The following is a 23,786-nucleotide window of genomic DNA, read 5'->3' on the forward strand; positions in this document are numbered from 1 at the left end:
GCATTCAGTCGGGCAGGCCGGATTCCTTGGTGCGGACCAGGATCCGGTCGCACTCCTCACAGCGGAGTACCTCGTTGGCGGGGGCCGCGGCATAGCGACGCAGGTCGGCCAGGTTGGCCTCCAGCTGGCAGCCGGTGCAGCGACGCTGCTTGAGTTCGGCTGCGCCAATCCCCATCCGGGCCGAGAGCTTGTCATAGGTGGCCACCAGCGGCGCGGGCAACAGCCGCACGTGGGCCTCGCGCTCCTTGTGGCGCTCGGCCAGCTCGGCGTCCAGGTCTGCCAGCTGGGAGTCCCGCTTGGCCATCAGGGCGCGGATCCGGTCCTCCAGCTCCTTGCGCTGCATGGTCAGCCGGTCCACCTCGATCCCAAGGTCCTCCACCACCTGCATGGCGTCCAGCTCGTCGTCCTCCAGCTTGTTGATCCGGCCACCCAGGTGCTCGATCTCCTCGGTCAGGGAGCGCAGCGCCTTCGGGTCCCCGATGCTGCCGTCGTCGACGCGCTTCTGGTTGCGGGCCAGCCGCTCCCGGGCCGGGTTGAGGTCATCCTCGATCCGCTTGGCGTCGGCCTGGGCGTCGCTGAGCCGGGTCTGGGCGGCCACCTGGTTCTCCACCAGGGTGGCGCGTTCAGCCATCAGCGTCTTGATGGTCTCCAGCTCGGGCAGGGTGCGGCGACGGTGCTGCAGCTGGTTCACCTGCAGGTCCACGGCGGCAAGGTCCAGCAACCGCATCTGGTCGGCAGGTTCGGCAAGCATGGTCTTCTCCTGTTCCCGCCCCGGAACTCTCGCGGGGCCTGGGTGGCAGCCTACCCACTGCCGCGGGCAAAAGAGGGCTGACCAGCCGGTAGAATGAGCCCGCCCACCTCTTGCAAGCCCCGGCCCTGCCGCGGGAAGGACCCCCATGAGCACCCCTACCCCCGCCAGCGCCATGCCCGGCGACCGCCTGGACGCCGCCCAGTACCGACGTCTGGTGATCGTGCTCGGCATCCTCGGGGCGCTGGGCCCGATGACGATCGACACCTACCTGCCCGCCCTGCCACACCTGGCGGAGAGCCTGGGCGCCTCCAGCTCGCAGGCGCAGCTGACGCTGAGCGCCATGATGATGGGCCTTGGCCTGGGTCAGCTGGTCTTCGGCCCGCTCTCCGACGCGGTGGGGCGCCGCCGCCCGCTGCTGGCCGGCCTGGTGGTGCACGCCGTCGCCAGCCTGGCCTGCGGGCTGGCGCCCAGCATCGGGGTGCTGCTGGCGGGCCGGCTGCTGCAGGGCTTCGCCGCGGCCGCCGTGGCCGTCGCCTCCCAGGCGCTGATCCGCGACCTCTTCCGCGGCATGCGGGCCGCCGAACTGTTCAGCCGGCTGGCGCTGATCACCGGCATGGCACCGATCCTTGCGCCGTTGGTGGGCTCCGGGCTGTTGACCTTCACCTCCTGGCGTGGGGTCTTCGTGGTGCTGGGCCTGGCCGCGGTGCTGATCGGTCTGCTGACCCGCAACCAGCTTGCCGAGACCCTGCCACCCGAACGCCGGATTCCGGCGACGATTGCCGGCACCCTGGCCGCCTACCGACGAGTGCTCTCGGACAAGCTCTTCCTGGCGGTGGTCTTCGTCGCCGCGATGATCTTCACCGCCCTGTTCGCGTATGTCTCCGGCTCGCCCTTCGTGATGCAGGGGGTCTTCGGGCTGAGCCCGCAGGCCTTTGGTGTCACCTTCGCGTCGATGTCGCTGGGCCTGAGCCTGTCCAGCCAGTTCAACCCGCGGCTGGTGCGCCGGGTCGGCCCGGTGCGTGGGCTGATCACCGGGCTGGCGGTGATCGTCACTGGGGCGCTGGTGATGCTGGCCCTGGCCGAATTCCGGATCGGCGGGCTGGTCGGCTTCCTGGCACCGATGTTCCTGGTGATGATGGGTCTGGGCATCGCCCTGCCGAATGCGCCCGCCGTCGCGCTGCACCGGCACGGGGAGGCCGCCGGCACCGCCGCCGCCCTGCTGGGGGCGGCCCAGTTCACCATGGGCGGCATCGTCACCCCGCTGGTCGGCGCACTGGAAGACGGCACCTCCCGCCCGATCCCGCTGGTGATCCTGGCCTCCGCCGGCCTTGGTCTGCTGGTGCTGCTGCTCGTCGCCCGACGACTGCGCGCCGAGAGCTACGACTAGAGTTCCGCGCTGGGGCAGGTCATCTGGCGCGGCGGACGTCGTCGCGGAGGCGTTGACCACGGCCTGGCGGCGGATCCAAGTCCTGCCACTGGACCTGGACGACGCCCGGGCCTGGATCTTCGGGATCGCCCAGCACTGCCTGCTCAACGACCGTCGCGGCCAGCGACGGCAGGGGGCACTGGGCAGTGCGGATCGCCACCGTCGACATCGGCCTGACGCGTAGCGTGAATGATGCCGCCAGCCTGGCCATTCCGCGCGCCGATCTGGCCCGCGCCTGGCACCGGCTCGGCCCGGACCAACAGGAAGTAATTGCCCTCACGGCACTCGACGGCCTGACCTCCGCACCACCCCTTCCACTTGGCGGCCTTGCCAGCTACTATGCTGTACAAGGTAGCTGGCAAGACCGACTGGAGGCCGGGATGGACGAGCGGATCACCCAATTGCGCAAGGGGGCGTTGGACCTTGCGGTACTCGCCCTGCTCGCCGAGACCCCCCGTTATGGCGGGGCACTCGTCGAGAGTCTGCAGGCGGCCGGGCTGGAGGTCAGCACCGGCACCATCTACCCGATCCTCACCCGGCTGAAGAAGGCCGAGCTGGTCCAGACCCACTGGGAGGAATCCCCCTTCGGCCCGCCGCGCAAGTTCTACACGCTCACCGATGACGGCCAGCGGGAACTCGTCGGGCTGGCCGACGCCTGGCGCTCCCTGAACCGCACCATCAACGGGCTGCTGACCAACGGCACCCCCGCCGCCGGCACCTCGATCATCTCCGGCTCATGACCACCATCGACGACTGGCTCGCTGCCGTCCGCGCCGACCTGCTGGAGCCGCACGCCCCTCGCGCGGAGCTGGCCGAACTGGTCGACGCCCTGCGCGAGGCCGCCGACGAACTCGGCGAGCAAGCCGCCTGTGAGGCCTTCGGCGACCCCGCCGAAGTGGCTCGGCAACTCAACCAGCAGACCCCCACCGAGCCCGTCGGCACGAACCGGCTGGTGGGCTCGCCTATCGGGGTCAATCCGATCACCATGCCCTCCCGTCTGGCCTCGGCTTTCAACCCCGCCGACTCCCGGATCCTGGTGCCGCACGCCCTGGGCCTCGGCTGGCAGGTGAACCTTGGGGCCGTGGCCACCCGCCTGCACCTCGTCGAGCCAGACCAGCTGGACGAGGACGTCCTCGACGCCCTGGACGAGCAGACCCTCACCCGGGGCGCGGTTGCCGCCAGCATCCCGGCCCTGCTCGGCCTGGCCCTGCTGCCCTTCGGGATCGGCCAGGACCGACTGCCCAACCACTGGCCGCTGTTCGGCCCGCCAGACGGATGGGTCACCCCGATCACCGGCCAGTGGCTGCCGATCCTCCTCGCCCTGGGCGCCATCGGCCTGGCCTTCCTGCCGCGGCGGCTGGGCGCCAGCCAGCTGTGGAGGATGTTGCTGCTGGTGATCGCCAGCATGCTCTCGGTCACCATGGCCGGCGTGATCGGGATGCAGGTCTTCGGCGGCAGCCGCCCAATCGGCTGGTTGCTCCTGCCGGTGATGCTGGCCGCCACCGGCGCCGCCCTCTCCCAGGGCGTCGTGCTGCTGCGAGCCGGCGCCCGCGCCGCCGCCCGACTCCACGAACCCTCCCAGAACAGGAGTTGACCATGAACGACTGGAATCAGCTGTCCCCCACCATGCAGACAGTGGTGCTCGTCCTCGGCGGCATCCAGGTGGCGCTGTGGATGATCGCGCTGATCTGGTGGGCGCGCACCCCGGCCGAGCGAATGAGCCTGCCGCGGGTCGCGTGGCTGTTGATCATCCTGTTCGCCAACGGAATTGGTCCAATCGCCTGGTTCATTGGCGGGCGTCGCCCGAATGCGGTGACCCAGACCGCCCCGGTGCAGGAGTGGGCCAGCCAGCAGCAGCGCGCCGTCGACACCCTGTACGGCAAGAAGTGAGTACCGCGCCCGCCCTGCAGATCCGGGACCTCGGCAAGCGGTTCCGGGACAAGACCGCACTGGACGGAGTTGATCTTGAGGTGGCGGAGGGGAGCATCTTCGGCTTCCTCGGCCCCAACGGCGCAGGCAAGACGACCACCATCCGCATCCTGCTGGGACTGGCTCGTGCCACTAGCGGCCGGGCGGAGATCTTCGGCCAGGACGTCGCCACCGCCGGAAATGATCTTCGTCGTCAGGTGGGCCACCTGCCTGACGTCCCCGGCTTCTACCCGTGGATGACAGCGCCGGGCTTCCTGGCCTTCACCGGCCGGCTCTTCGGGCTGGACCGGGCCACCATCGCGGAGCGCTCCGACGCGCTGCTGGCGATGGCCGGACTGAACGGTGTCGAGCACAAGGTGGGCGGTTTCTCCCGCGGCATGAAACAGCGGCTGGGGATCGCGCAGGCGCTGATGAATGCTCCCCGGCTGCTGATCCTCGACGAGCCCACCTCCGCCCTTGACCCGACGGGGCGCAAGGAGGTGCTGGACATGATCGCGGCGCTCAAGGGCCGCACCACCGTGCTGTTCAGCACACACATCCTGGGCGATGTGGAACGGGTCTGCGACGAGGTGGCGATCCTGGCCGACGGCCGGGTGGTCACCCAGCAGGGGCTGCACCAGCTGAAGGCGTGCTATGGCGGCCAGACGAAGGTATTGATCAAGGTCACCAGCCAGGCGGACGCCTTCACCGCCGCACTGCGCGCCGAGCCCTGGGTCAGCAGCGTGGAGGTCACCGCCGACGGACTCCTGGTGGCCAGCACTGATCTTGCAGCCGCAGCCCACCGAGTACCTGCACTCTGCGTCAGCACCGGCGCTGCCCTGCAACGCCTCGAGCCAGTCGAGGCAAGCCTGGAGGATGTCTTCCTTGACCTGGTACAGCATCCGAGGGGAGCAGTCGCATGACCGGATTCACCGCCCTGCTGGGCAAGGAGTTCGCCGAGATCCGGCACTCCTGGCGGCTGTGGGTGCTGCCCGGCTTCGTGCTGCTGCAGGCCATCGTCGGGCCGGTGACCGCACTGTTCACCAAACAGTTGCTGGGCTCGATGGTCTCCCCGGAGATGGCCCAGACCATCCCGGAGCCAACCTATGCCGACGCCTGGGTGCAGTGGGCCAAGAACCTGTCCCCGACGGTGTTGCTGGTGGTGCTGGTCAGCGCGGCCGGCCTGGTGGCGGGCGAGGTGAGCAAACAGACCGCCGTCCTGGTGCTGACCAAGCCGGTCTCCCGCCGGGCCTTCGTGCTGGCCAAGTTCGTGGCGACCCTGGCCTTCCTGATCATGGTCTCCGTGCTGGGCGCGGCCATCACCGGCGGGCTGACCGCGCTGCTCTTCGACGGGGTGCACTGGGCTCCGCTGCTCAGCTCGACGCTTGTCTGGCTGGTGCTGGCCGCCTTCTACCTGGCCGCGACGCTGGTGGCGAGTTGTCTGATCGACGCACCAATGGGTGCAGCAGGAGCCGGTCTCGGCGTCCTGCTGGTGGTCTCGGTGGCCGGGCTGTGGGGGCCGCTGGCCCGGCACACCATCGCCGGGCTGGGTGGCGTGATGAACCGCTTCGCGGCCGGCGAGCAGCCCGCCTGGGGCTGGCCAGTGGCAACCACCGTCCTCCTCACGTGTGCCCTGGTGGCGCTGGCCGCCGAGCTGTTCACCCGTCGCGAGATCTAGGGAAACACTGATCAGTCGCAGAGCCGCTGCATGGGCTGTCCAGTGACCTCGCGGATCAGGTCGAAGTCCTTGTCACAGTGCAGCACCGTCAGCCCGCGTAGTTCGGCCGTGGCGGCAATCAGCAGGTCGGGCAGCGACGGGGCGCGATGCTGACCGCGCCCAGCCAACAGTCCCTGCACCTCAAAGGCGCGATCCTCGACCTGCGGCGACAGATACTCCACGGGCATGCCAGCCACGGGGCCAAAGCGCTGGATGTCCCGGTGATCCACTTCATTGCGCGCAGACACGCCGATCTCCAGCAGAGTGACTCCGCAGACGCGCACCAGACCGCGCTCGATCCGCAAGATCCAGTCTCGGCCATCCGGCGCGGTCCCGAGGCGCATGAGCGCCGACTTGTCAATGAGCCAACATCGGCGCTCAGCCGTATTCATGACCAGGCCTGCCTCATCACCTCGGGATCTCCGAGGTCCGCGTAGCGCTCACAGAAGTCCTCGAGGTCCTGCATCGTGAGCCGCACGGCGCGCCGGCCGGCCACCTGCTGCACCTCCCGCCGCAGGAAGTCGTTGCGGGACAATCCGAGATCCTTGGCCATCTCGTCAATGGCCGCGACCTGCTCGGCCGGTACTCCACGAATGAGAATGTCGGTCATGGCGCCTCCCTGCTCGGGTGATATCCGATGATATCACTCACGCATTCCATCGGATGATCGCCGGGGACTCCTTCTCCCAGCCCAGGACGCACACCGCGCCGGTGTCCAGCGGGAAGGACTGGCCGCGAGCGATGTCGATCCCCAGCCAGCACAGCGCCAGCACCCGGGAGGCGTGGCCGTGGCTGAAGCAGATCGCCCGCTCCACGCCGGAATCCTGCACGCGCTGCACCACCTGGGTAAGCCGGTTGATCACCTGGGTGCGGGTCTCACCGCCGGGCACCTCATGGCTCCAGATCCGCCAGCCGGGCACCTGCCGCCGGATCTGCTCGCTGGTCATCCCCTCATAGTCCCCGTAGGCCCATTCGGCCAGGTTGTCGTCGATTTCCGGGCTGAAGCCAGCCAGTTCCGCGGTGCGTCGGGCTCGCAGCCGGGGGCTGGAGAGCGCCAGCTCGAAGTCCGACGGGTCCAGCTTGGCGCGCAGCCCGCTGGCCTGCTCGACGCCGTGATCGGTGAGGTCGAGGTCGGTGACGGAGGTGTGTTGGCCGGACTTGCTCCAGGCTGTCTCACCGTGCCGGACAAGATAGAGCTCGGTCATGCCGCCCAGCCTAGGTGGTCAGTTCACTGATCACCGGCAGCCGGCCACTGCAGCCCATCACGTGCTCCCCCTCGCGCCACAGCTCCAGCATCGCGCGACGCAGTGCGGTGTCGGCGGGCAGGCGGTCCAGGTCCCCCGGCAGCGAGGCCCCGGGCGCGGGCTCAATGCCGAAGCCGAAGTACAGCCCGTCCCGGTCATCCTCCTCGGCCTTCCAGACGGTGAACCGCCGGGTGAAGTCGGCCAGGTTGGAGCCAGGCATCCGGTGGGCCAGCCCCGGGTCCAGCAGCCAGGACTCGCAGATGAACCAGTCGATCGGTCCCACTTCCGGAAAGTGCTCCTCGACATAGGTGGACGCCCGCAGCAATGATTCATCCACCTCGTCCGGATGCAGCGGGCCGCTCTCGTCGATGTGAACACTGAGCACCGGTACCGGTTCGGCAAGGATTCCGCAGTCGCTGGCGGTCAGCTCGTACTGGAGCCGCCCCAGCCGGACGAAGCGACCGGCCCAGATCCGGGCCAACCAGGCCTGGTTGTGCAGTCCGGTGGACCCATTGACCTGCCGGTCCTTGACCACCTTCTGACCAAGATCGGCCAGGGTGTCATCACTGACCTCCGCCTCGATCCCGCGGGCCGCCTGGTACTCCCGGACCGCGGGCGCCGCCAGGGCAAGCGCCAGCAGCGGCAACACCCCCCGCCCCAGTTCGTGCTGCCGGTCGACAGGCTCGAAGACCTCCCCCGACCGCTCGGGCTGCCCCAGCCCGGCCCGCAGTCGGGAGATCAGCTCAGCCACCCGCGCGAGGTCGTTGGGACGCTTCGCGACCGCCCGCGCCCAGCCCAGCACGGTGGGCAGGTCCTCCCCGCGCAGCCCCAGCCGGGTGAGCTGGTCGGCCAATCGGGGGTCGCACAGGGAGTCGGTCAGGTCCGGGGGAGCACAAGCCATGTGGGGAAGCCTATGATGCCTCTGGTGCCCGACGAGTCCGGAGATGATGATGAGCGAAGAACAGGCGAAGCTGCCCAACCGACAGACCCCCTTCTCCGAGGCCTTCCGGGAGTTCATCCCGATTGAGTGGGCCCCGTACAGCAGCGAGCTGCCCGAGCAGCTCCCGGCCAGCGTGGCCGCGGCACCCCGTCGCGACGCCCTGGCCCTGGCCTTCCCCGGGGAGCGGCTGGTGATCCCCGCCGGCGGCTTGAAGGTCCGCAGCAACGACTGTGACTACGTCTTCCGCCCGCACTCGGCCTTCGCTTGGCTGACCGGCCTGGGCGCCGACCGCGAACCCGATGCGGTGCTGGTGCTGGAGCCCGTCGATGCCACCGACGAGCATCCGTCGGGCCACCAGGCCACCCTCTACTTCAAGCCGCGCGCCCCGCGCACGGACCAGGAGTTCTACGCCGATGCCCGCTATGGCGAGACCTGGGTGGGCCAGCGGGAGAGCCTGGATGAGATGCAGGCCATGCTGGGGATCAGCTGCGCACCGCTGAGCGAGCTGCCGGCCGCGCTGGCCAAGAATGCCGAGTCCACCCAGATCCGGGTGCTGCGAGCCGCCGACCAGACCATCACCGCGCAGATCGACGAGATCCGCGGCGCCAGCGCCCAGAGCAGCACGGAGCTGACCGAGCAGGACAACCAGCTGGAGGTCACGCTGTCCACCCTGCGTCTGGTCAAGGACGACTTCGAGGTGGAGCAGATGCGCGAGGCCTGCCGGGCCACCGCCGTCGGCTTCGAGGCCGTGGTGCGGGACCTGCCGGAGGCCGTCAAGCGTGGCCGGGGCGAGCGGTGGGTGGAAGGTGTCTTCGGCCTGCACGCCCGCCATCAGGGCAATGGCGTCGGCTATGACTCGATCGCCGCCGGCGGCGACCACGCCAACACCCTGCACTGGATCCGCAACGACGGGGACCTCAAGGAAGGCGACCTGCTGCTGCTGGATGCCGGCGTGGAGGTGGACAGCCTGTACACCGCCGACGTCACCCGCACCCTGCCGGTCAGCGGAAAGTTCTCGGAGCAGCAGCGCAAGGTCTACGACGCCGTGCTGGAGGCGCAGGAGGCGGGGATCGCCGCCGCCAAGCCGGGCAACAAGTTCTCCGATGTGCACGCCGCCGCGATCGCCGTCGTGGCCAGGTACCTGCACGAGTGGGGCCTGCTGCCGGTCACCCCGGAGGAGTCGCTCAGCCCCGAGGGCGGGCAGCATCGCCGGTGGATGGTGCACGGCACCAGCCACCACCTGGGGATCGACGTGCACGACTGCGCCCAGGCATTGCGGGAGGACTACCGCGACGGCGTGCTGAAGCCGGGCATGATCATCACCGTCGAGCCGGGGATCTACCTGAAGTCCACCGACCTGCTGGTGCCGGAGGAGATGCGCGGGATCGGGGTGCGGATCGAGGATGACATCCTGATCACCGAGGACGGCAACCAGAACCTGTCCACGATGCTGCCCCGCAGCGCGGACCAGGTCGAGGAGTGGATGGCCGGTTTGCTGGGTGAGAGCCGGGCGGGCTGATGCCGGATTCCCGTCGGCACCTGCCAGTGCTGCGGCCCACCGCGCGCGTCACCACCCGCCCCCGCCCCGCCGCCCGCCGCCAGATGCGGCAGTGGGCCACCACCCCGGATTCGGTGCAGGCCTGGGCGCTGTACATCGACGGGGTCAAGGTCGATCTGCACAGCCTGGAGACGGCCACCGAGCGCGCCAAGGAGGGTGAGGGTTTTGTCTGGTTGGGGCTGAAGGACCCCACCGACGAGGACATGGCGCGCTTCGCCCGCCAGTTCGACCTGCACCCGCTGGCCATTGAGGATGCCGTCGAGGGCCACACCCGCAGCAAGCTGGAGCAGTTCGACGACACCCTGTTCTGCGTGATCTCCACCGTCGCCTATGTTGATCATGAAGCGGTGACGGAGACCAGTGAGATCGTCTCCACCGGACAGATCATGATCTTCGTCGGCGAGAACTTCCTGCTCACCGTGCGCCGTGGCGACAACACTCCCCTGCGCAGCCTGCGTCGCACCCTGGAATCCACTCCGGAAGAGTTGTCGGTGGGCCCGGCCTATGTCTTCTACAAGATCCTTGACCGGGTGGTCGACGAGTACATGGCCGTGGTGGGCGAATTCGAGATCGACATCGACGAGGTGGAGGAGGACATCTTCTCCCGTCAGGGAACCAAGGAGATTGACCGGGTCTACAACCTCAAACGCGAGCTGATCGAGTTCAAGCGTTCGGTGGTGCCGCTGGCCGCTCCGCTGCAGGCGCTGTCCACGCGTAGCTACCCGGTCATTCCCGACGAGACCCGGGCCTACTTCCGCGAAGTGGCGGACCACCACACGGATTCCCGCGAAGCCATCCTGTCCTTCGACGAGGTGCTGTCCACCATCCTGCAGGCCGGGATGGCGCGAATCAGCCTGGAGGACAACCGGGACATGCGGCGATTGTCCGCGATTCTGGGGATCCTCGCGGTGCCCACCACGCTGGGCGCTGTCTACGGCATGAACTTCGACAACATGCCGGAGCTGCACAGCCAGTACGGCTACTTCGTGGTGCTCTCGGTGATGTTGGTCGGCATGGTGGGTTGCTTCCTGATCTTCCGCCACCGCCGCTGGATCTGATCCGGGTTCAGCCGCGCTTGCGCTGGCCCAGCACCTGGAGCACGGAGCCCAGGCCCTGGTGGCCCATCCCCTCGAAGATCCGGCGCTCCACCAGCCGCACATCAAGATCAAGACCGGGCCACTCGTCCAGCACGTGCTGGCGGGTGAGCAACACGTCGGGATCCTTGGGGCCGCCGGTGCCAAGGGACGGCTGCGCGGGGGTGTAGGCCTCCATGATCAACTTGCCCTGCGGCGCGAGCTGCGGGGTCAGCGCGTCGGCAACGATCCGCCGGAGTTCCGGGTTCAGGTGGCAGAAGATGGAGACGATCCCGTCCCACGGCCCCTGAGCGGCGGGGGTGTGCACCCATTCGGCAAGGTCGGCCACCTGGATGTCCAGTTGCACGCCGCGCTCGTCGGCCAGGGTGCGGGCCTTGCCGGCCCCCACCTCGGAGAGATCGACGGTGGTGACGTCGTGGCCCTTCTGTGCCAGCCACACGCCATTGCGGCCTTCGCCGTCGCCGAGCACCAGCACCCGGGAGCCGCGACGCAGCATCACCTCGGCGGTGACCAGAAAGTCATTGGGGCGGTAGCCGTAGACATAATTCGGATGGGAGTAACGGCTGTCCCACAGCTCCTTCGGGCCCATCGTCACTCCTGCTCCCGGTCCGATGAGGTGGGCTCAGGCGGCCAGATGGTGGGCGCCGGCTGCTGCAGCGGAGTCTGGCCCAGCATCTCCCGGGCCTGGTTGACAACGCTGTGCTCGCCGAGCACCTCGTAGCGCGTGGCGACGATGGCCTGCACCGACGCGAAATCACGCTGCCCCTTGCTGGCGGCATAGGCCATCCCGGCGGTGATGATCCCCATCCCGACGCCCAGCACCAGACCGAACAGGAAGGCCTCGGAGGCGCCGATGTCCTGCAGGAAGACCATCATCATCAGGCCGAAGAAGATGCCGGTGCCCAGGCCACTCATCGCACCCTCGGCCAGCACCCGTCCCCAGGTCCGTCGGCCCAGCACCCGCTCCACCTGCTTCAGGTCGGTCCCGACGATGCACAGGTGCTGGACCGGGAAGTCCCGGTCGGCCAGATGGTCGACGGCGCGCTGCGCCTCGGCATAGCTGGGATAGATCGCCACCGACATCGGGTACTTCAGCGGCATCACCGTCGCCGCCGCCTGCATCTGGGAAGACATGCGCCCCAGCCTACCTGCGAGCTCACGCATGGGGTGTGTGCGCAGGCCCCTCATCACCGGAGGCTCGGCGCCGTGCCATCAGCCACCCGGGCGCGTGCGCTGGTTCCTCACCATCGTTGGCGCCTGATCACAGAGCGGCAGTTGAGTGCGTTCTCGGGGTGGTCGATGATCCAGACTGTGGGTGCGAAGCGCGCTTCTCGGCGGGTGATTGGTGTCACGCACCTCGCCAGCGCGGATCTGGTCAAGACAATGAGAAGTTTGCCGAAGGCCGCTCTGGCCCGCGGCCCGGCTCGGTGAGATCCGCCGGAACCTGCAGGCCCACCCGATTTTTGTCACACCTGGGTGCTTGGCTTGTGATCAGCGTCGAAGCGCCCGCCGTTCGACAAGCCGCGCCTGAGTCTATCGAGGGCACGAACCGCTCGCCCAAAATCCTCAGAAGAGTGACTTTTCAGACATTCGTATCTCTTGTTCAAAAGAGGACTCGGAAGTAGAATTAGAATACAGACACGAAGACTTCGGGGGAGGTCACCATGAGCAGCACACCAGCAACCCAGACGCCTCCCATGGGCGTGCCCGACGACCTCCCCGCCACCGCGTTGGCCACCATTGAGGCGTTGCGTGCGGAGCGCCGGGCCCGGCGCAAGTCCGAGGCCCGCGACTTCCGGCTGATCGCGCACCTGGCCGACCTGTACTCCGACGTCGACGAGGTGGATTCGTCCGAGCCGGCGCTGCCCGGCCGGGAACGCCTCGTCGCCCTCGGTGGAGCGGGAACCCCGGAGGTGGCGGAAGGTTGTGCGTTGGAGTTGGCCGCCGACCTGCATGTGCGGGTGGAGGAGGCCACCGCGTTGATCGCCACCGCCCTCGACGTACGACACCGGCTCCCCGTCCTGTGGCGCATGGTGCAAGAACTCAACGTGCCGGTACATCATGCCCAGCACATCGCCTACGCCACCCGCGAGCTCGACCGCGACAGGGCGGGGTTGGTGGACCTCGAACTGTCCCGGATGATCGTGGGCATGTCGTTTCGGCGGGTGAAGAAGACGGTGGCCGGGGTGGTGCTGCGCCACCTGCCACCGGACCAGGCCGAGCAGAAGCGCGTGGATGCGGCTGAGGCGCGGGGAGTGTGGATCGCCCAATCCGAGGGCGGGGTCACCGATGTGGCCGCGGTGGTGGATGCCGCGGACGCCGTGCAGTTGGATGCCCAACTGGATCGGCTGGTGCAGGTGCTGCGCCGCGCCGGACACGCCGGCACCCCCAACGCGCTACGCGCCAAAGCCCTCGGATTGATGGCCACCCCCGCCCTGGCCACCCAGTTGCTGCAGGCCGATCTGTTGGACCAACTCCCCACCGGTGAAGAGTTCGAACAGGTCTGTCAGCGGGCGGGTCAGGCCGGGCATGTGTGCGGCACCATCACCGTCGACCCGGACAAGCTGCTGCCCAGGGCGCAGGTGGTGGTGCACTTGACCGACACCACCCTCGCCCACGGTGACGGTGTGGTGCGCGCCGACGAACTCCAACCACTGCTGGCCGGCTGGTTGCCCGACCTGTTCGGGCATCACCGGGTCACGGTCCGCCCGGTGATCGACCAGAACCACCAAACCCCCTCCGATGCCTACGAATGCCCACCCACCATGCGAGAAGCCGTGACCCTTCGCAGTCCGTACGAGGTGTTCCCCTGGTCCACCCGAAAATCACCCGGTCTGGACCTGGACCACACCATCCCATGGACACCCGGGACCGCTCGATCAGGACAGGCCCCTCGACAAGCTCGGGGACCGGTGGCCGAGTCGAGCCCGCCCGCAGAGGCAAGCGCGAGCACCGCCCTTCGACAGGTTCACGAGCCGCCTGCCGGAGCCGCTGCTGGCACGGACCCAACCCCGGCTGGCGTACCTGCCGAGCCCCCTCCCCAGACACGGGCCCCTCGACAAGCTCGGGGACCGGTGGCCGAGTCGAGCCCACCCGCCGACCCAGCCACGGCGGCCGACCCGGTCGAGGCCCCTGCCCGCGGCGTCACGCATCCGGACAACCTGGGTCCGTTGTCCCGTCGCGCCCACCGCGCGAAGACCCACTTCGGCTGGCGCCTGACCCAACCCCTGCCCGGGATCTTCCTGTGGCAAACCCCCTTGGGCTACCGCTACCTCACCACGGCCAGCCGCACCCTGGACCTCGGCCGACCCGACGTCGCCGCTTCCCGCCGACACCACGAAACCCACCACCACGAAACCCCACACCCGGAAGCCCGCATCCTGGAAACCGGCGCCGCCTGATCGCGTCGCAGCACAATGCCCCCGTGGGGAGAGGTGTCGGGGCCTGCAGTCCGATTGCGTGGAGGCGGAAGACACCTACGGTGGATGCATGCCGCGACGCTGGATCCCTCTGACCGGATGTACCACCATCGTCCTGCTGGCCGTCTGGTCGGTGGTACAGAACCTGGTGCTGAACCCCTTGGCCACTGCGCCCGGCCGCTCACTCCCACAGATCCATGCCGACATTACCGCGGCCGGGGAATCCATGGACAGCGGATTGGTGCTCGCAGTGGCCGGCCTGGGAGTCGGGCTCGCGTTCGCTCTCCTCCTGACTGGTCGCCGCCGTCAACACGCCAACCCCCGGGCGGCTGCCACCGGCTTCCTTGTCCTGGGTGTGTTTGCGGCGCCGGCGCACTGGCTGGCCTCCTTCGGCCCCAACATCGCGCTGGCCGACACCTACCAGACCAGCGGCGCCGCCCACTCTCCATGGGGCTGGCCGATCTACCTGGCCAGCGGGTTGTGCCTGATTGCGTTGATCCTCCTGGCGCATCCGGCCCGGGAACCCCACGCCGCGACCTCCTGACCGCGCCGACGCCCACCCGTGACTCAGACGCGCTCGCCGATCTTGGCCAGGGTGGAGCGGGCGACGGCCAAACCGGCGCCGTCCACCATCTCGTCGTCCACCACGATCGCGCCCACCGCTCCCCCGGCCTCCGCCGTGGCATGGCGGTAGGCCTCGACGATCCGCCGGGCGCGCTCGATGTTCTCCTCGGGCGGGGTGTAGATCTGGTTCCCGGCCTCCACCTGGGAGGGGTGGAGCACCCACTTGCCGTCGTAGCCCAGCGCCGCGGAGCTCGACGCGGAGGTGCGGAAGCCGTCCAGGTCCCGGATCCCGACGAAGGGCCCGTCGATCGCCTGCAGGCCGTGCGCCCGGGCCGCCACCAGGATGGACATCTGGACGTGATGGAAGGCATCGCCCACGTAGCCGGGCGGCTGGGAACCGACATTCAGGGTGGCCATCCCCATCGAAGCCATGAAATCACCGGGCCCGTAGACCAGGCTCTCGGTGCGCGGGCTGGCGGCCGCGATCTCGGCGACGTGCAGCAAACCCCGCGCCTCCTCGATCTGCAGTTCCAGCCCGATCCGCCCCACCGGCAGCCCGGCGGCCTGCTCGGCCTGGGTGAGCACCAGGTCCAGCGCCTTCACCTGGCTGGCGTCGGTGACCTTGGGCAGCACGATGCAGTCCACCCGGGCGCCGGCTCCGCCGACCACCTCCAGCACGTCCATCGTGGTCCACGGCGTCGACCAGTCGTTCACCCGGTAGGTCACGGTCGGCGCCTGCCAGCCGTCGGGATGGTTCAGGGCCTCGACGATCCGCTGGCGGGACTCCTGCTTCACCGGGGGCGCGACGGCGTCCTCCAGGTCAAGGAAGACGGCATCCACGGGCTGGGTACGGCTCTTGGCGATGAAGCGGTCGCTCGAGCCGGGAACGGCGAGGATGGTGCGGCGGGCCCTGGTCACGGCCGGGCTGGCAACGGCATTGTTCACGGACCCAGCCTAGCGACGACGCGTGACGAACCGGGGGACACGTTAGATTTGCGGGGTGAGTGTCTCCTCCACCGCAGTCTTCATCTCGCGGATCCGCGGCCTTCCCGTCCTCGACGCCTCCGGCGACCAGGTCGGGCGCGTGCGCGACGTCGTGATCCAGCTGCGCACGCAGGGCCGCGCACCCCGCGTGAAGGGGCTGGTGGTGGAGCTCTTCGCCCGCCGCCGGATCTTCGTCCCGATGGTCCGGGTCCACGCCATCGACGCAAGCCAGGTGGCCATCGAGGGGCAGGTGGACACCCGTCGGTTCAGCAAGCGGGATGCCGAGACCTTGGTGATCGACGACCTCTTCGACCGCACCGTCAACCGCGCCGAGGGTCGTCGCGCCGCGATCTATGACGTTTCCATGAAGCCCACCCGGGCCCGCGAGTGGGAGGTCAGCGACGTCGCACTGCGCGAGGTCAACCCCAATGTCCGATTCCGGCTGAGTCAGCGCGGGCGGACCAGCATCGTGCGCTGGTCGGAGATCCCCAACCTGGTGCTCAACGCCCAGCAGGTCACCGACCACCTGGTTGCCCAGATGGCGGACATGAAACCGGCCGACATGGCCCGGGAACTGCACGACATGGCCCCCGCCCGTCGCGCCGAAGTGGTGGAGCAACTCGACGACGAGCAGCTGGCCGACGCCCTGGAGGAGTTGCCGGAGGACGAGCAGGTGGAACTGCTGACCGCCCTGGACAATGAGCGGGCCGCGGACATCCTGGAGGAGATGAACCCGGACGACGCCGCGGACCTGATCAAGGAACTGCCGGCCGAGATGGCCGAGGACCTGCTGCAGCGGATGGAGCCCGACGAGGCCGCCGACGTGCGCGGTTTGTTGATCTATGCCGACCTGACCGCCGGCGGCATGATGACCCCCGAACCGGTGGTGCTGGCCCCTGATGCCACCGTCGCCGAGGCCCTCGCGCGGGTGCGCGATGAGGAGCTGACGCCTGCCTTGGCCTCCATGGTCTTCATCTGCCGTCCCCCGTTGGACACTCCGTCGGGTCGCTTCCTGGGCATGGTGCACACCCAACGACTGCTGCGCGAACCGCCGTCGATGCTGGTCTCCGGGCTCGTGGACGAGGGCTTGGAACCGATGCGCCCGCACAGTGCACTGGCCGAGGTCAGCCGTTACTTCGCCACCTACAACCTGGTGGTGGCACCGGTGGTCAACGAGGAGAACCAGCTGGTCGGGGCGGTGGCCGTCGACGACCTGCTGGACCACATGCTGCCGGAGGACTGGCGGGGTGAACAGCTGGACGGCGACGACCACGAGAACGCACGGGAGGTGAGCGGTGGCTGAGGCACGTGAACGACTGAACACCCCCGGCAGCCGCAAACGCGCCCTCCTGCCCAAGGTGGAGCTGGACAGCGACTCCTTCGGTCGCTTCGCCGAATGGGTGGCCCGCTTCATGGGCACCGCCAAGTTCCTTGCCTGGATGACGGTCTTCGTGATCGCCTGGGTGACGCTCAATGTGGTCAGCATCTGGCACTACAAGTGGGATCCGTACCCCTTCATCCTGCTCAACCTGTTCTTCTCCACCCAGGCCTCCTATTCGGCCCCGCTGATCCTGCTGGCGCAGAACCGACAGGAGGCGCGCGACCGGTTGACCATGGAGGAGGACCGGCGGGTGGCCGCCCAGAGCCGGGCCGACATGGACTTTCTGGCCCGGGAGATCGCCAGTATCCGGATGACCATGGGTGAGATGGCCACCCGTGACTACCTGCGCGGTGAGCTGCGCTCCGGCCTGCGCGAACTGCTGGCCGAACTGGAACGCGACGAGGACGAGGAACCGACCGACCAGCGGCGCGACAGCTGGCTGCGGGACCAGCGCGGCGGCAAGGACCGTCGCTGACCGAGCCGGGCGAGGCCTGATTTGCAATAGCGCTTCCGGAGGAAAAGGATCACTACATGAGCGACGTTGAAAACCCCCTGCTGGGCCAGGTCCGCGCGGCCCTGCACACCGTGGACGACCCCGAGATCCACCGTCCGATCACCGAACTGGGCATGGTGGACGACGTCTCCATCGACGACGCCGGCCATGTGCTGGTGAAGATCCTGCTCACGGTCTCCGGTTGCCCCTTGAAGGCCACCCTGCAGACCGAGGTGACCAAGGCCGTGATGGCCGTCGACGGCGTCAGCTCCGTCGAGGTGCAGTTGGGTGTGATGGATGACGAGCAGCGCGCCGCCCTGAAGCAGGTGCTGCGCGGCGGTGAGCCCGAACGCCAGATCCAGTTCGCCCAGCCGGGGAACCTGACCAAGGTGATCGCCGTGGCCTCCGGCAAGGGTGGCGTCGGCAAGAGTTCGGTGACGGTGAACCTGGCCAGCGCCCTGGCCGCGATGGGCCGCAGCGTCGGCATCCTGGACGCGGACATCTACGGCCATTCCGTTCCGGACATGCTGGGCTTGGGCGACGCGAAGCCCACCGCCGTCGACGACATGATCATGCCGGTCCCCTCCATGGGGATGAAGGTGATCAGCGTCGGCATGCTGAAGCCGGATCGGGACCAGGTGATCGCCTGGCGTGGCCCCATCCTGGACCGGGCCCTGACCCAGCTGCTGGCCGACGTCTACTGGGGTGACCTGGACTACTTGGTGCTGGACCTGCCCCCGGGCACCGGCGACGTGGCGATCAGCCTGGGCCAGAAGATCCCCAATTCCGAGGTGGTGGTGGTGACCACCCCGCAGGTGGCCGCCGCCGAGGTGGCTGAGCGGGCCGGCACCATGGCCGCGATCATGCAGCAGCGGGTGATCGGCGTGGTGGAGAACATGTCCTACCTGGAGACCACCTGCCCCCACTGCAGCCAGCCGCACAAGGTGGACCTGTTCGGCCACGGCGGCGGTCAGGCCGTCGCGGACACCCTGACCGAGCGGCTGGGCTACCAGATCCCGCTGCTGGCCCAGATCCCGATCGAGCAGCAGCTGCGCGAGGGTGGTGACCAGGGCGCGCCAATCGTGGTGAACCAGCCCGAGTCCGCCTCCGCCAGGGCGCTGCGGGCCCTGGCCGAGCAGATCGACGGCCGTCAGCGCGGGCTGGCGGGCATGCAGCTCGGGGTCAGCCCCGTCTAGGTTGCATCCGCGTAGTCGGGCACGCCGACGCCAGCCATCCCCGGCTGGTCGTCGGCGTCCTTGCTCTCCAGCTGGTGCTGCAGGTCCTGCCCCAGCATCTTGGCGTCCTTGAGGTCGGAGTCCAGGTCACTGCGCACGTCCGACAGGTCCGACTTGATCTCGTCGATGTCGGACTGCATGTCCTCCAGCAGGTGCTTCTGGATGAACGTCTTGGGGTGCAGGTCCCGGATGTCCAGGTTGGCATACTCGGGGCCCAGCTCGGCTCGCAGCTGGTCCTGCGCGGTGTTGGCGATGTTGCGCAGGAAGAAGACGATGCGGGCGGCCTTGCGGCTCAGCTCCGGGATCTTCTCCGGGCCGAACATGATGGTCGCCAGCACCGCGAGCATGAGGAACTCCTGGATGCCGGGCACGACGGTCAGCCTACCGGCCCCGCTCACCCACCAGCGCACGCAGCCCGGTGCGGACCCGCTGCACCGCGTCGTCGGCCACGGCCTGCTCGTGCGGCAGCTGCGCGACGGCGGCCCGCCCCACCGTCTCATCACTGGCCACGACGCAGTAGACCGTCTCCCCGGACTGCCAGGCCTGACGGAACTCCCCCGCCACCCGGTCCGGTTGGCCCGCCAGCCAGCCGTGCTGCTGCACCACCGTCACCTGCTGGCCCTGCGCGGCGTAGTCGGTGCGCACCAGCCCCGGGGCGCCGGACAGGTCCAGCTCCGTGCGGGGCAGACCGGTCAGGGCGTCGGGGCAGGCGAACGGCTCCGGGCAGTCCTGCCCCTCCTCCTGCTCAACGTCGACCACCGGCACCGTGCTGACCACGGCGGCGCTGGTTTGTGGCCCCAGCAGGTTGCCGGCGCCGTCGGCCCGGGAATTCTCGGTGAGCGTGATGCTGCCGGCCTCCGGGTCGCTCACCGGAGGCAGCGTCGGCGCCATCAGCCAGGCGCTGCCCAGCGCGCCCAGGATGCCCGCGGTGGTCATCGACCCCAGGGCCAGCACCCGGATCCGACGGCGTCGACGCGGGCTGGGCAGGCACCCGGATCGCTCCGGGGCCAACCAGAGCTGCCGGTCCGCCTCCGCCCCGGCGATGGCCACCAGCCGGTCGGCCAGGTGGCCGGGCGCCGTGGGGGCACTCTGCCGGGTGCATCTGGTCAACAGGCTGCGCAGCTCGTTGATCCCGGCCAGTTCGGCCCGGCAGCCGTCGCAGCCCACCAGATGGGCGGCCACCCGCTCGCGCTCGTGGTCCGGCAGGGCCTGGTCGGCATAGGCGGTGAGCTCCTCGCGGCAGTCGGCGCAGGTCATCGCAGGACCACCTGCTCATCCCGGCGTCGGCTGAGGCCAAGGTAGCGTTCCCGGTCGGCCGTCGGGCGGCGGTGCTCCAGCGACTGGCGCAGCTGGGAGCGCCCCCGGTGGATCCGGCTGCGCACCGTGCCCACCTTGATGTCCAGCACCTGCGCGATCTCGTCGTAGCTGAGGCCCTCGATGTCACACAGCACCACGCACACCCGGTATTCGGGGCTGAGCGCGGCCAGGGCGGCGGCCACGTCGGCATCCATGCTGGCGTCGTCATAGAGCTCCCCGGGGGAGGCCTGCTCGTCGGCCACTCGCTCGCTGGCCTCGGCCATCGGATCCATCCGGATCCGCTGCTTGCGTCGGGCCTGGTCCAGGAAGAGGTTGGTGGTGATCCGGTGCAGCCAGCCCTCCAGCGTGCCCGGGGTGAAGTTGTTGATGGACTTGAAGACCCGGACGAAGACGTCCTGGGTGAGGTCCTCGGCGTCGGGCCGGTTGCCGGTCAGCCGATAGGCCAGCCGGAAGACCTGGTCGGAATGGTCGCGGACCAGGTCCTCCCAGGTGGGCGGGGTCCAGTCGACGACGTCCTGGGACGCCGCCGCTCGCGCCGCGGGCGCCTGCCGCGCACTGAACATCCGCGTCCACTCCTTCATCCGCCGGGAACCGGCACCGGGAAATCCTGTCACCACCATGGAAGCCGCCTCGGCTGTGAACAGCCTGTGCCGGCCCTGTGGCTACAGTCTGACAACGTCCGGGGCCAGCGGATCGTTCCCCAACCCAACCAGCAGGTCAGAGGTCGGCGGCGTCCAGCAGGGCCGCGAAGGCCGCGGCCTCCTCGGCGGTGGCCTCGGGCAGCGGGGCACGAACCCCGCCCACCCCGAAGCCCTGATGAGCCAGGCCGGCCTTGACCAGCATCACGCCCTGGGTGGCGAAGACCCCCGTGAAGACGGGCAGCAGCGCCTGGTGCAGAGCCAGCGCCTCGTCGAGGCGGCCGGCCAGGAAGGCGTCGATCAGCTGGCGGGTGCGTCTCCCGGTGAAGTGGGTGGAGGTGCCCACCACACCGGCGCCGCCGACGCTGAGCAGCGGCAGGGTCATCGCGTCGTCACCGGAGTAGTAGGTCAGTGTGCTCTCGGCGATCACCCGGGCGGAGCCGGCCAGGTCACCCTTGGCGTCCTTCACCGCGACGATGTTGGGGTGCTGGGAAAGCTCGATCAGGGTGTCGGCCGCAAGCGGGACGCCGGCACGGTGCGGGATGTCATAGGCCATCACCGGCAACTCGGTGGCATCGGCCACGGCCCAGAAGTGGTCCCGAATGCCACGCTGCGGCGGCTTGGAGTAGTAGGGAGTGACCACCAGCAGGCCGTCCGCCCCGGCCTCGGCGGCCTGCCGGGCCAGCTCCACGGTGTGCCGCGTGTCGAAGGTGCCCACCCCGGCCAGCACCTGCGCCCGGTCCCCCACTTCGGCCCCCACCGCGGCCAGCAGCTCGGCCTTCTCCGCGTCGGTGGTGGTGGGAGATTCCCCGGTGGTGCCGTTGATCACCAGGCTGTCGTTGGCCTGTTCGTCCACCAACCGGGCGGCCAGCTCCCGTGCCCGCGGCAGGTCCACGGATCCATCGGCGGCCAAGGGGGTGACCATGGCGGTCAGCAGCCGGCCGAAGACCGGCTCGGCCTGCTCCTGGGTGGTGGCGGGCATGGCTTCAGCACTCATGCGCGCCATCCTAGTGCCCGCGTTGGGTAGTCTGGGGGCGTGACCGAGCCCAGCATCCCCAGCACCAACCCCTCCCAGCCCCTGGACACCCGCTCCTGGGGCTATGCCGAGGACTTCGTGAAGCCCGACGAGCGGATCCGCGACGCCCGCAACCAAGCGGTCGAGTTGGGCATCGAGACCATCAGCAATGGCACCACCACGGCCTTGCGCTTCCTGGCCCGGTTGGTCCAGGCCAAGGCGATCGTGGAGATCGGCACCGGCAGCGGCGTTTCCGGCCTGGCCTTCTACGAGGGCATGGGCAGCGACGGCATCCTGACCAGCATCGATCCGCAGTCCGACCGGCAGGCCGCGGCCCGCAAGGAATTCATCAGTGCGGGGGTTCGCTCCAACCGGATCCGGCTGATCGCCGGCACCCCGCTGGACGTGCTGCCCAAGCTGCGGGACGGCGCCTATGACCTGGTCTTCATCAACGGGGACAAGCTGGAATACGTCGAGTACGTCGCGCAGTCCCTGCGCCTGCTGCGCCACGGCGGCGTGGTGGTGCTGCACGACGCCCTGTGGCGCAACCTGGTGGCCGATCCGGACAATGAGGACGACGAGACGGTGATCATCCGGGAGGCCCTGGCCGCCGTCGAGGAGACCGAGGAGTTCACCTCCGTGCTGCTGCCGGTCGGCGACGGGCTGTTGGCCGCCATCAAGGCCTGACCGCCAGCCCGGGCACATCCCGCAGACACAGGCGGCTCCGCCTCCCCCATCGGGGAGGCGGAGCCGTTGTCCGTTGACCAGGGGGTCACATGGCCGGCGGAATCACCAGTCCCTTGCCCACCACGGTGATACCGCCATCGCTGACGGTGAAGCCGCGGGCGCGATCCAGCTCATGGTCGACGCCGATCTCCACTCCGTCGGGGACGATCACGTTCTTGTCCAGGATGGCATTGTGCACCACGGCATTGCGGCCGATCCGCACGCCACTCATCAGGATCGAGCTGTCCACCCGGGCCCACTTCTCGATGTAGACATCGGGGCTCATCACGGTCCGGTCCACGTCACCGCCGGAGATGATGCAACCGGGCGAGACGATCGAGTCCTCGGCATTGCCGCGCATGGTGAACTTGGCGCCGGGGGCCTGCACCTGGGTGGTCCAGATCGGCCACTTGTCGTTGTACAGGTTGAACTGCGGCACGACGCTGACCAGGTCCATGTGGGCCTCGTGGTAGGCGTCGATGGTGCCCACGTCACGCCAGTAGTTGCGGTCCTCGTCGGTGGCGCCGGGGACGACATTCTGGGTGAAGTCATAGACCAGCGCCTCGCCCTTGGCGACGAAGGAGGGAATGATGTCGCCGCCCATGTCATGGCCCGCATTGGGGTCATTGGCATCGGCCTCCAGCGCGTCGATCAGCGCCTGGGTGGTGAAGATGTAGTTGCCCATGGAGGCGAAGGACTCCTCCGGGGAGTCGGGCAGCCCGGGCGGATCAGCCGGCTTCTCCAGGAACTGCTTGATCTTGCCGCCCTCGCCGGCATCGATGATGCCGAAGGCGTGGGCCTCGGAACGCGGCACCCGGATGCCGGCCACGGTGCACTGCAGGCCGGATTCGATGTGCGCGTCCAGCATCTGGCTCACGTCCATCCGGTAGATGTTGTCCGCGCCGAAGACCACGATGTAGTCCGGCCGCTCGTCGCGGATCAGGTTCATCGACTGGTAGATGGCGTCCGCGCTGCCCTGGTACCACTGGGGACCGAGCCGCTGCTGGGCCGGCACCGGGGTGACGTAGTTGCCCAGCATGGTGGACATCCGCCAGGTCAGCGAGATGTGACGGTCGAGGGAGTGGGACTTGTACTGCGTCAGCACGCAGATCTGGCGCAACTCGGAGTTGGCCAGATTGGAAAGCACGAAGTCAATCAGGCGGTAGGTTCCGCCGAAGGGAACGGCAGGCTTGGCCCGGTCAGCAGTGAGGGGCATGAGGCGTTTTCCCTCGCCGCCTGCCAGCACGATGGAGAGCACCTTTGGTCTTGTGGACATGCCCTGAACCTATTGCGCGAGGGCCGCCTTCCACAAGGCACATTGGGTGAAATGGTCGGACTTTCGCCAAGAGACAACCTGTTGGTCACCCAGCGGCCCG

At 68.8% G+C, this 23,786-nt stretch carries 27 protein-coding genes; 14 read left to right on the forward strand and 13 right to left on the reverse strand.

Annotated elements, in window-relative coordinates; all coding sequences use genetic code 11:
- Positions 1-4: 4 nt before the first annotated feature.
- A complete protein-coding gene (locus AAEX60_RS14215; protein ID WP_342104223.1) occupies positions 5-751 on the reverse strand; it encodes a zinc ribbon domain-containing protein in 747 nt (248 codons plus the stop codon).
- Positions 752-896: 145 nt separating this feature from the next.
- Between AAEX60_RS14215 and AAEX60_RS14220 the strand changes: the two genes are divergently transcribed.
- The 6 genes from AAEX60_RS14220 (at position 897) to AAEX60_RS14245 (ending at position 5,763) form a co-directional block, all read left to right on the forward strand.
- Positions 897-2,138, forward strand: a complete 1,242-nt coding sequence (locus tag AAEX60_RS14220; RefSeq protein WP_342104224.1) for a multidrug effflux MFS transporter — start codon at positions 897-899, stop codon at positions 2,136-2,138.
- Positions 2,139-2,323: 185 nt separating this feature from the next.
- The gene (locus tag AAEX60_RS14225; RefSeq protein WP_342104225.1) at positions 2,324-2,917 is read left to right on the forward strand and encodes a PadR family transcriptional regulator; all 594 of its coding nucleotides are present in this window, start codon (positions 2,324-2,326) and stop codon (positions 2,915-2,917) included.
- Positions 2,914-3,771 (forward strand): hypothetical protein, encoded by an 858-nt coding sequence (locus AAEX60_RS14230; protein ID WP_342104226.1) that lies wholly within the window; start codon positions 2,914-2,916, stop codon positions 3,769-3,771. The genes AAEX60_RS14225 and AAEX60_RS14230 overlap by 4 nt, the downstream gene beginning before the upstream one ends.
- Positions 3,772-3,773: 2 nt before the next feature.
- Positions 3,774-4,067 (forward strand): PLD nuclease N-terminal domain-containing protein, encoded by a 294-nt coding sequence (locus tag AAEX60_RS14235; RefSeq protein WP_342104227.1) that lies wholly within the window; start codon positions 3,774-3,776, stop codon positions 4,065-4,067.
- Positions 4,064-5,008, forward strand: a complete 945-nt coding sequence (locus AAEX60_RS14240; protein ID WP_342104228.1) for an ABC transporter ATP-binding protein — start codon at positions 4,064-4,066, stop codon at positions 5,006-5,008. Before AAEX60_RS14235 ends, AAEX60_RS14240 begins: the two co-directional genes overlap by 4 nt.
- Entirely contained in the window at positions 5,005-5,763 is a 759-nt protein-coding gene (locus tag AAEX60_RS14245; protein ID WP_342104229.1) for an ABC transporter permease, read from the forward strand. Before AAEX60_RS14240 ends, AAEX60_RS14245 begins: the two co-directional genes overlap by 4 nt.
- A gap of 11 nt (positions 5,764-5,774) precedes the next feature.
- Here the strand turns inward: AAEX60_RS14245 and AAEX60_RS14250 are convergent, their stop codons facing one another.
- The 4 genes from AAEX60_RS14250 to AAEX60_RS14265 are packed head-to-tail and all read right to left on the reverse strand — an operon-like array spanning position 5,775 to position 7,947.
- Entirely contained in the window at positions 5,775-6,194 is a 420-nt protein-coding gene (locus tag AAEX60_RS14250; protein ID WP_342104230.1) for a PIN domain nuclease, read from the reverse strand.
- Complete coding sequence (vapB, locus tag AAEX60_RS14255; RefSeq protein ID WP_342104231.1) at positions 6,191-6,412, reverse strand: type II toxin-antitoxin system VapB family antitoxin; 222 nt, start codon at positions 6,410-6,412, stop codon at positions 6,191-6,193. The genes AAEX60_RS14250 and vapB overlap by 4 nt, the downstream gene beginning before the upstream one ends.
- A 37-nt stretch (positions 6,413-6,449) precedes the next feature.
- On the reverse strand, positions 6,450-7,007 hold the full coding sequence (locus tag AAEX60_RS14260; RefSeq protein WP_342104232.1) for a histidine phosphatase family protein: 558 nt from the start codon (positions 7,005-7,007) through the stop codon (positions 6,450-6,452).
- 10 nt (positions 7,008-7,017) lie between these two features.
- Entirely contained in the window at positions 7,018-7,947 is a 930-nt protein-coding gene (locus AAEX60_RS14265) for an acyltransferase domain-containing protein (RefSeq protein ID WP_342104233.1), read from the reverse strand.
- Between the two features lie 49 nt (positions 7,948-7,996).
- Here AAEX60_RS14265 and AAEX60_RS14270 point away from each other — a divergent pair, with 49 nt between their 5' ends.
- Together AAEX60_RS14270 and corA are read left to right on the forward strand one after the other, a co-directional pair.
- Complete coding sequence (locus AAEX60_RS14270) at positions 7,997-9,505, forward strand: aminopeptidase P family protein (RefSeq protein ID WP_342104234.1); 1,509 nt, start codon at positions 7,997-7,999, stop codon at positions 9,503-9,505.
- On the forward strand, positions 9,505-10,602 hold the full coding sequence (gene corA, locus AAEX60_RS14275) for a magnesium/cobalt transporter CorA (protein WP_342104235.1): 1,098 nt from the start codon (positions 9,505-9,507) through the stop codon (positions 10,600-10,602). Before AAEX60_RS14270 ends, corA begins: the two co-directional genes overlap by 1 nt.
- 7 nt (positions 10,603-10,609) lie before the next feature.
- Here the strand turns inward: corA and AAEX60_RS14280 are convergent, their stop codons facing one another.
- A complete protein-coding gene (locus AAEX60_RS14280; protein WP_342104236.1) occupies positions 10,610-11,227 on the reverse strand; it encodes a class I SAM-dependent methyltransferase in 618 nt (205 codons plus the stop codon).
- 2 nt (positions 11,228-11,229) lie between these two features.
- A complete protein-coding gene (locus AAEX60_RS14285; protein ID WP_342104239.1) occupies positions 11,230-11,772 on the reverse strand; it encodes a general stress protein in 543 nt (180 codons plus the stop codon).
- Positions 11,773-12,302: 530 nt separating this feature from the next.
- Here AAEX60_RS14285 and AAEX60_RS14290 point away from each other — a divergent pair.
- Positions 12,303-14,039 (forward strand): DUF222 domain-containing protein, encoded by a 1,737-nt coding sequence (locus tag AAEX60_RS14290; protein WP_342104241.1) that lies wholly within the window; start codon positions 12,303-12,305, stop codon positions 14,037-14,039.
- A gap of 88 nt (positions 14,040-14,127) precedes the next feature.
- Positions 14,128-14,601: a hypothetical protein gene (locus AAEX60_RS14295; RefSeq protein ID WP_342104243.1), complete on the forward strand. Its 474-nt coding sequence runs from the start codon at positions 14,128-14,130 to the stop codon at positions 14,599-14,601.
- 23 nt (positions 14,602-14,624) lie between these two features.
- Here the strand turns inward: AAEX60_RS14295 and AAEX60_RS14300 are convergent, their stop codons facing one another.
- Complete coding sequence (locus AAEX60_RS14300; RefSeq protein ID WP_342104245.1) at positions 14,625-15,566, reverse strand: HpcH/HpaI aldolase/citrate lyase family protein; 942 nt, start codon at positions 15,564-15,566, stop codon at positions 14,625-14,627.
- Between the two features lie 55 nt (positions 15,567-15,621).
- Between AAEX60_RS14300 and AAEX60_RS14305 the strand changes: the two genes are divergently transcribed.
- Genes AAEX60_RS14305 through AAEX60_RS14315 form a run of 3 tightly spaced genes read left to right on the forward strand, consistent with a single transcriptional unit; the run spans position 15,622 to position 18,675 of the window.
- Positions 15,622-16,908, forward strand: coding sequence for a magnesium transporter MgtE N-terminal domain-containing protein (locus AAEX60_RS14305; RefSeq protein WP_342104247.1), 1,287 nt, complete (start codon positions 15,622-15,624; stop codon positions 16,906-16,908).
- Complete coding sequence (locus AAEX60_RS14310; RefSeq protein ID WP_342104249.1) at positions 16,901-17,461, forward strand: DUF1003 domain-containing protein; 561 nt, start codon at positions 16,901-16,903, stop codon at positions 17,459-17,461. The genes AAEX60_RS14305 and AAEX60_RS14310 overlap by 8 nt, the downstream gene beginning before the upstream one ends.
- Before the next feature lie 56 nt (positions 17,462-17,517).
- Positions 17,518-18,675 (forward strand): Mrp/NBP35 family ATP-binding protein, encoded by a 1,158-nt coding sequence (locus AAEX60_RS14315; protein WP_342104251.1) that lies wholly within the window; start codon positions 17,518-17,520, stop codon positions 18,673-18,675.
- On the opposite strand, the gene AAEX60_RS14320 is transcribed toward AAEX60_RS14315, so the two are convergent.
- The 4 genes from AAEX60_RS14320 to dapA all read right to left on the reverse strand — a co-directional run bounded on the left by AAEX60_RS14320 (position 18,672) and on the right by dapA (position 21,651).
- Positions 18,672-19,085 (reverse strand): sec-independent translocase, encoded by a 414-nt coding sequence (locus AAEX60_RS14320; RefSeq protein ID WP_342104253.1) that lies wholly within the window; start codon positions 19,083-19,085, stop codon positions 18,672-18,674. The two genes, AAEX60_RS14315 and AAEX60_RS14320, sit on opposite strands and share 4 nt — an antisense overlap.
- 10 nt (positions 19,086-19,095) lie before the next feature.
- Positions 19,096-19,971, reverse strand: a complete 876-nt coding sequence (locus tag AAEX60_RS14325) for an anti-sigma factor family protein (RefSeq protein ID WP_342104255.1) — start codon at positions 19,969-19,971, stop codon at positions 19,096-19,098.
- Positions 19,968-20,651 carry an RNA polymerase sigma factor SigE gene (gene sigE / locus AAEX60_RS14330; RefSeq protein ID WP_342104257.1) on the reverse strand — a complete coding sequence of 228 codons (684 nt, stop codon included), beginning with the start codon at positions 20,649-20,651 and terminating at the stop codon, positions 19,968-19,970. The genes AAEX60_RS14325 and sigE overlap by 4 nt, the downstream gene beginning before the upstream one ends.
- A 97-nt stretch (positions 20,652-20,748) precedes the next feature.
- Positions 20,749-21,651 (reverse strand): 4-hydroxy-tetrahydrodipicolinate synthase, encoded by a 903-nt coding sequence (dapA, locus tag AAEX60_RS14335; protein WP_342104338.1) that lies wholly within the window; start codon positions 21,649-21,651, stop codon positions 20,749-20,751.
- Positions 21,652-21,705: 54 nt separating this feature from the next.
- On the opposite strand from dapA, the gene AAEX60_RS14340 reads away from it, so the two are divergent.
- Positions 21,706-22,371, forward strand: a complete 666-nt coding sequence (locus AAEX60_RS14340) for an O-methyltransferase (RefSeq protein WP_342104259.1) — start codon at positions 21,706-21,708, stop codon at positions 22,369-22,371.
- Positions 22,372-22,456: 85 nt separating this feature from the next.
- Here AAEX60_RS14340 and glgC read toward each other — a convergent pair whose 3' ends face one another.
- Positions 22,457-23,686, reverse strand: coding sequence for a glucose-1-phosphate adenylyltransferase (glgC, locus tag AAEX60_RS14345; protein WP_342104261.1), 1,230 nt, complete (start codon positions 23,684-23,686; stop codon positions 22,457-22,459).
- Between the last annotated feature and the right edge of the window lie 100 nt (positions 23,687-23,786).

Origin of the sequence: Luteococcus sp. H101, assembly GCF_038433155.1 — a bacterium.
Classification (GTDB): domain Bacteria; phylum Actinomycetota; class Actinomycetes; order Propionibacteriales; family Propionibacteriaceae; genus Luteococcus.

Bases quoted from the DNA above. Each gene is read 5' to 3' on its own strand.
- AAEX60_RS14295 (WP_342104243.1), top strand. From the start codon at position 14,128: ATGCCGCGACGCTGGATCCCTCTGACCGGATGTACCACCATCGTCCTG.
- sigE (WP_342104257.1), bottom strand. From the start codon at position 20,651: ATGGTGGTGACAGGATTTCCCGGTGCCGGTTCCCGGCGGATGAAGGAG.
- AAEX60_RS14270 (WP_342104234.1), top strand. From the start codon at position 7,997: ATGAGCGAAGAACAGGCGAAGCTGCCCAACCGACAGACCCCCTTCTCC.
- dapA (WP_342104338.1), bottom strand. From the start codon at position 21,651: ATGCCCGCCACCACCCAGGAGCAGGCCGAGCCGGTCTTCGGCCGGCTG.
- AAEX60_RS14325 (WP_342104255.1), bottom strand. From the start codon at position 19,971: ATGACCTGCGCCGACTGCCGCGAGGAGCTCACCGCCTATGCCGACCAG.
- AAEX60_RS14260 (WP_342104232.1), bottom strand. From the start codon at position 7,007: ATGACCGAGCTCTATCTTGTCCGGCACGGTGAGACAGCCTGGAGCAAG.
- AAEX60_RS14235 (WP_342104227.1), top strand. From the start codon at position 3,774: ATGAACGACTGGAATCAGCTGTCCCCCACCATGCAGACAGTGGTGCTC.
- AAEX60_RS14315 (WP_342104251.1), top strand. From the start codon at position 17,518: ATGAGCGACGTTGAAAACCCCCTGCTGGGCCAGGTCCGCGCGGCCCTG.
- AAEX60_RS14220 (WP_342104224.1), top strand. From the start codon at position 897: ATGAGCACCCCTACCCCCGCCAGCGCCATGCCCGGCGACCGCCTGGAC.
- vapB (WP_342104231.1), bottom strand. From the start codon at position 6,412: ATGACCGACATTCTCATTCGTGGAGTACCGGCCGAGCAGGTCGCGGCC.
- corA (WP_342104235.1), top strand. From the start codon at position 9,505: ATGCCGGATTCCCGTCGGCACCTGCCAGTGCTGCGGCCCACCGCGCGC.
- AAEX60_RS14265 (WP_342104233.1), bottom strand. From the start codon at position 7,947: ATGGCTTGTGCTCCCCCGGACCTGACCGACTCCCTGTGCGACCCCCGA.
- AAEX60_RS14215 (WP_342104223.1), bottom strand. From the start codon at position 751: ATGCTTGCCGAACCTGCCGACCAGATGCGGTTGCTGGACCTTGCCGCC.
- glgC (WP_342104261.1), bottom strand. From the start codon at position 23,686: ATGTCCACAAGACCAAAGGTGCTCTCCATCGTGCTGGCAGGCGGCGAG.
- AAEX60_RS14290 (WP_342104241.1), top strand. From the start codon at position 12,303: ATGAGCAGCACACCAGCAACCCAGACGCCTCCCATGGGCGTGCCCGAC.
- AAEX60_RS14245 (WP_342104229.1), top strand. From the start codon at position 5,005: ATGACCGGATTCACCGCCCTGCTGGGCAAGGAGTTCGCCGAGATCCGG.
- AAEX60_RS14285 (WP_342104239.1), bottom strand. From the start codon at position 11,772: ATGTCTTCCCAGATGCAGGCGGCGGCGACGGTGATGCCGCTGAAGTAC.
- AAEX60_RS14230 (WP_342104226.1), top strand. From the start codon at position 2,914: ATGACCACCATCGACGACTGGCTCGCTGCCGTCCGCGCCGACCTGCTG.
- AAEX60_RS14250 (WP_342104230.1), bottom strand. From the start codon at position 6,194: ATGAATACGGCTGAGCGCCGATGTTGGCTCATTGACAAGTCGGCGCTC.
- AAEX60_RS14280 (WP_342104236.1), bottom strand. From the start codon at position 11,227: ATGGGCCCGAAGGAGCTGTGGGACAGCCGTTACTCCCATCCGAATTAT.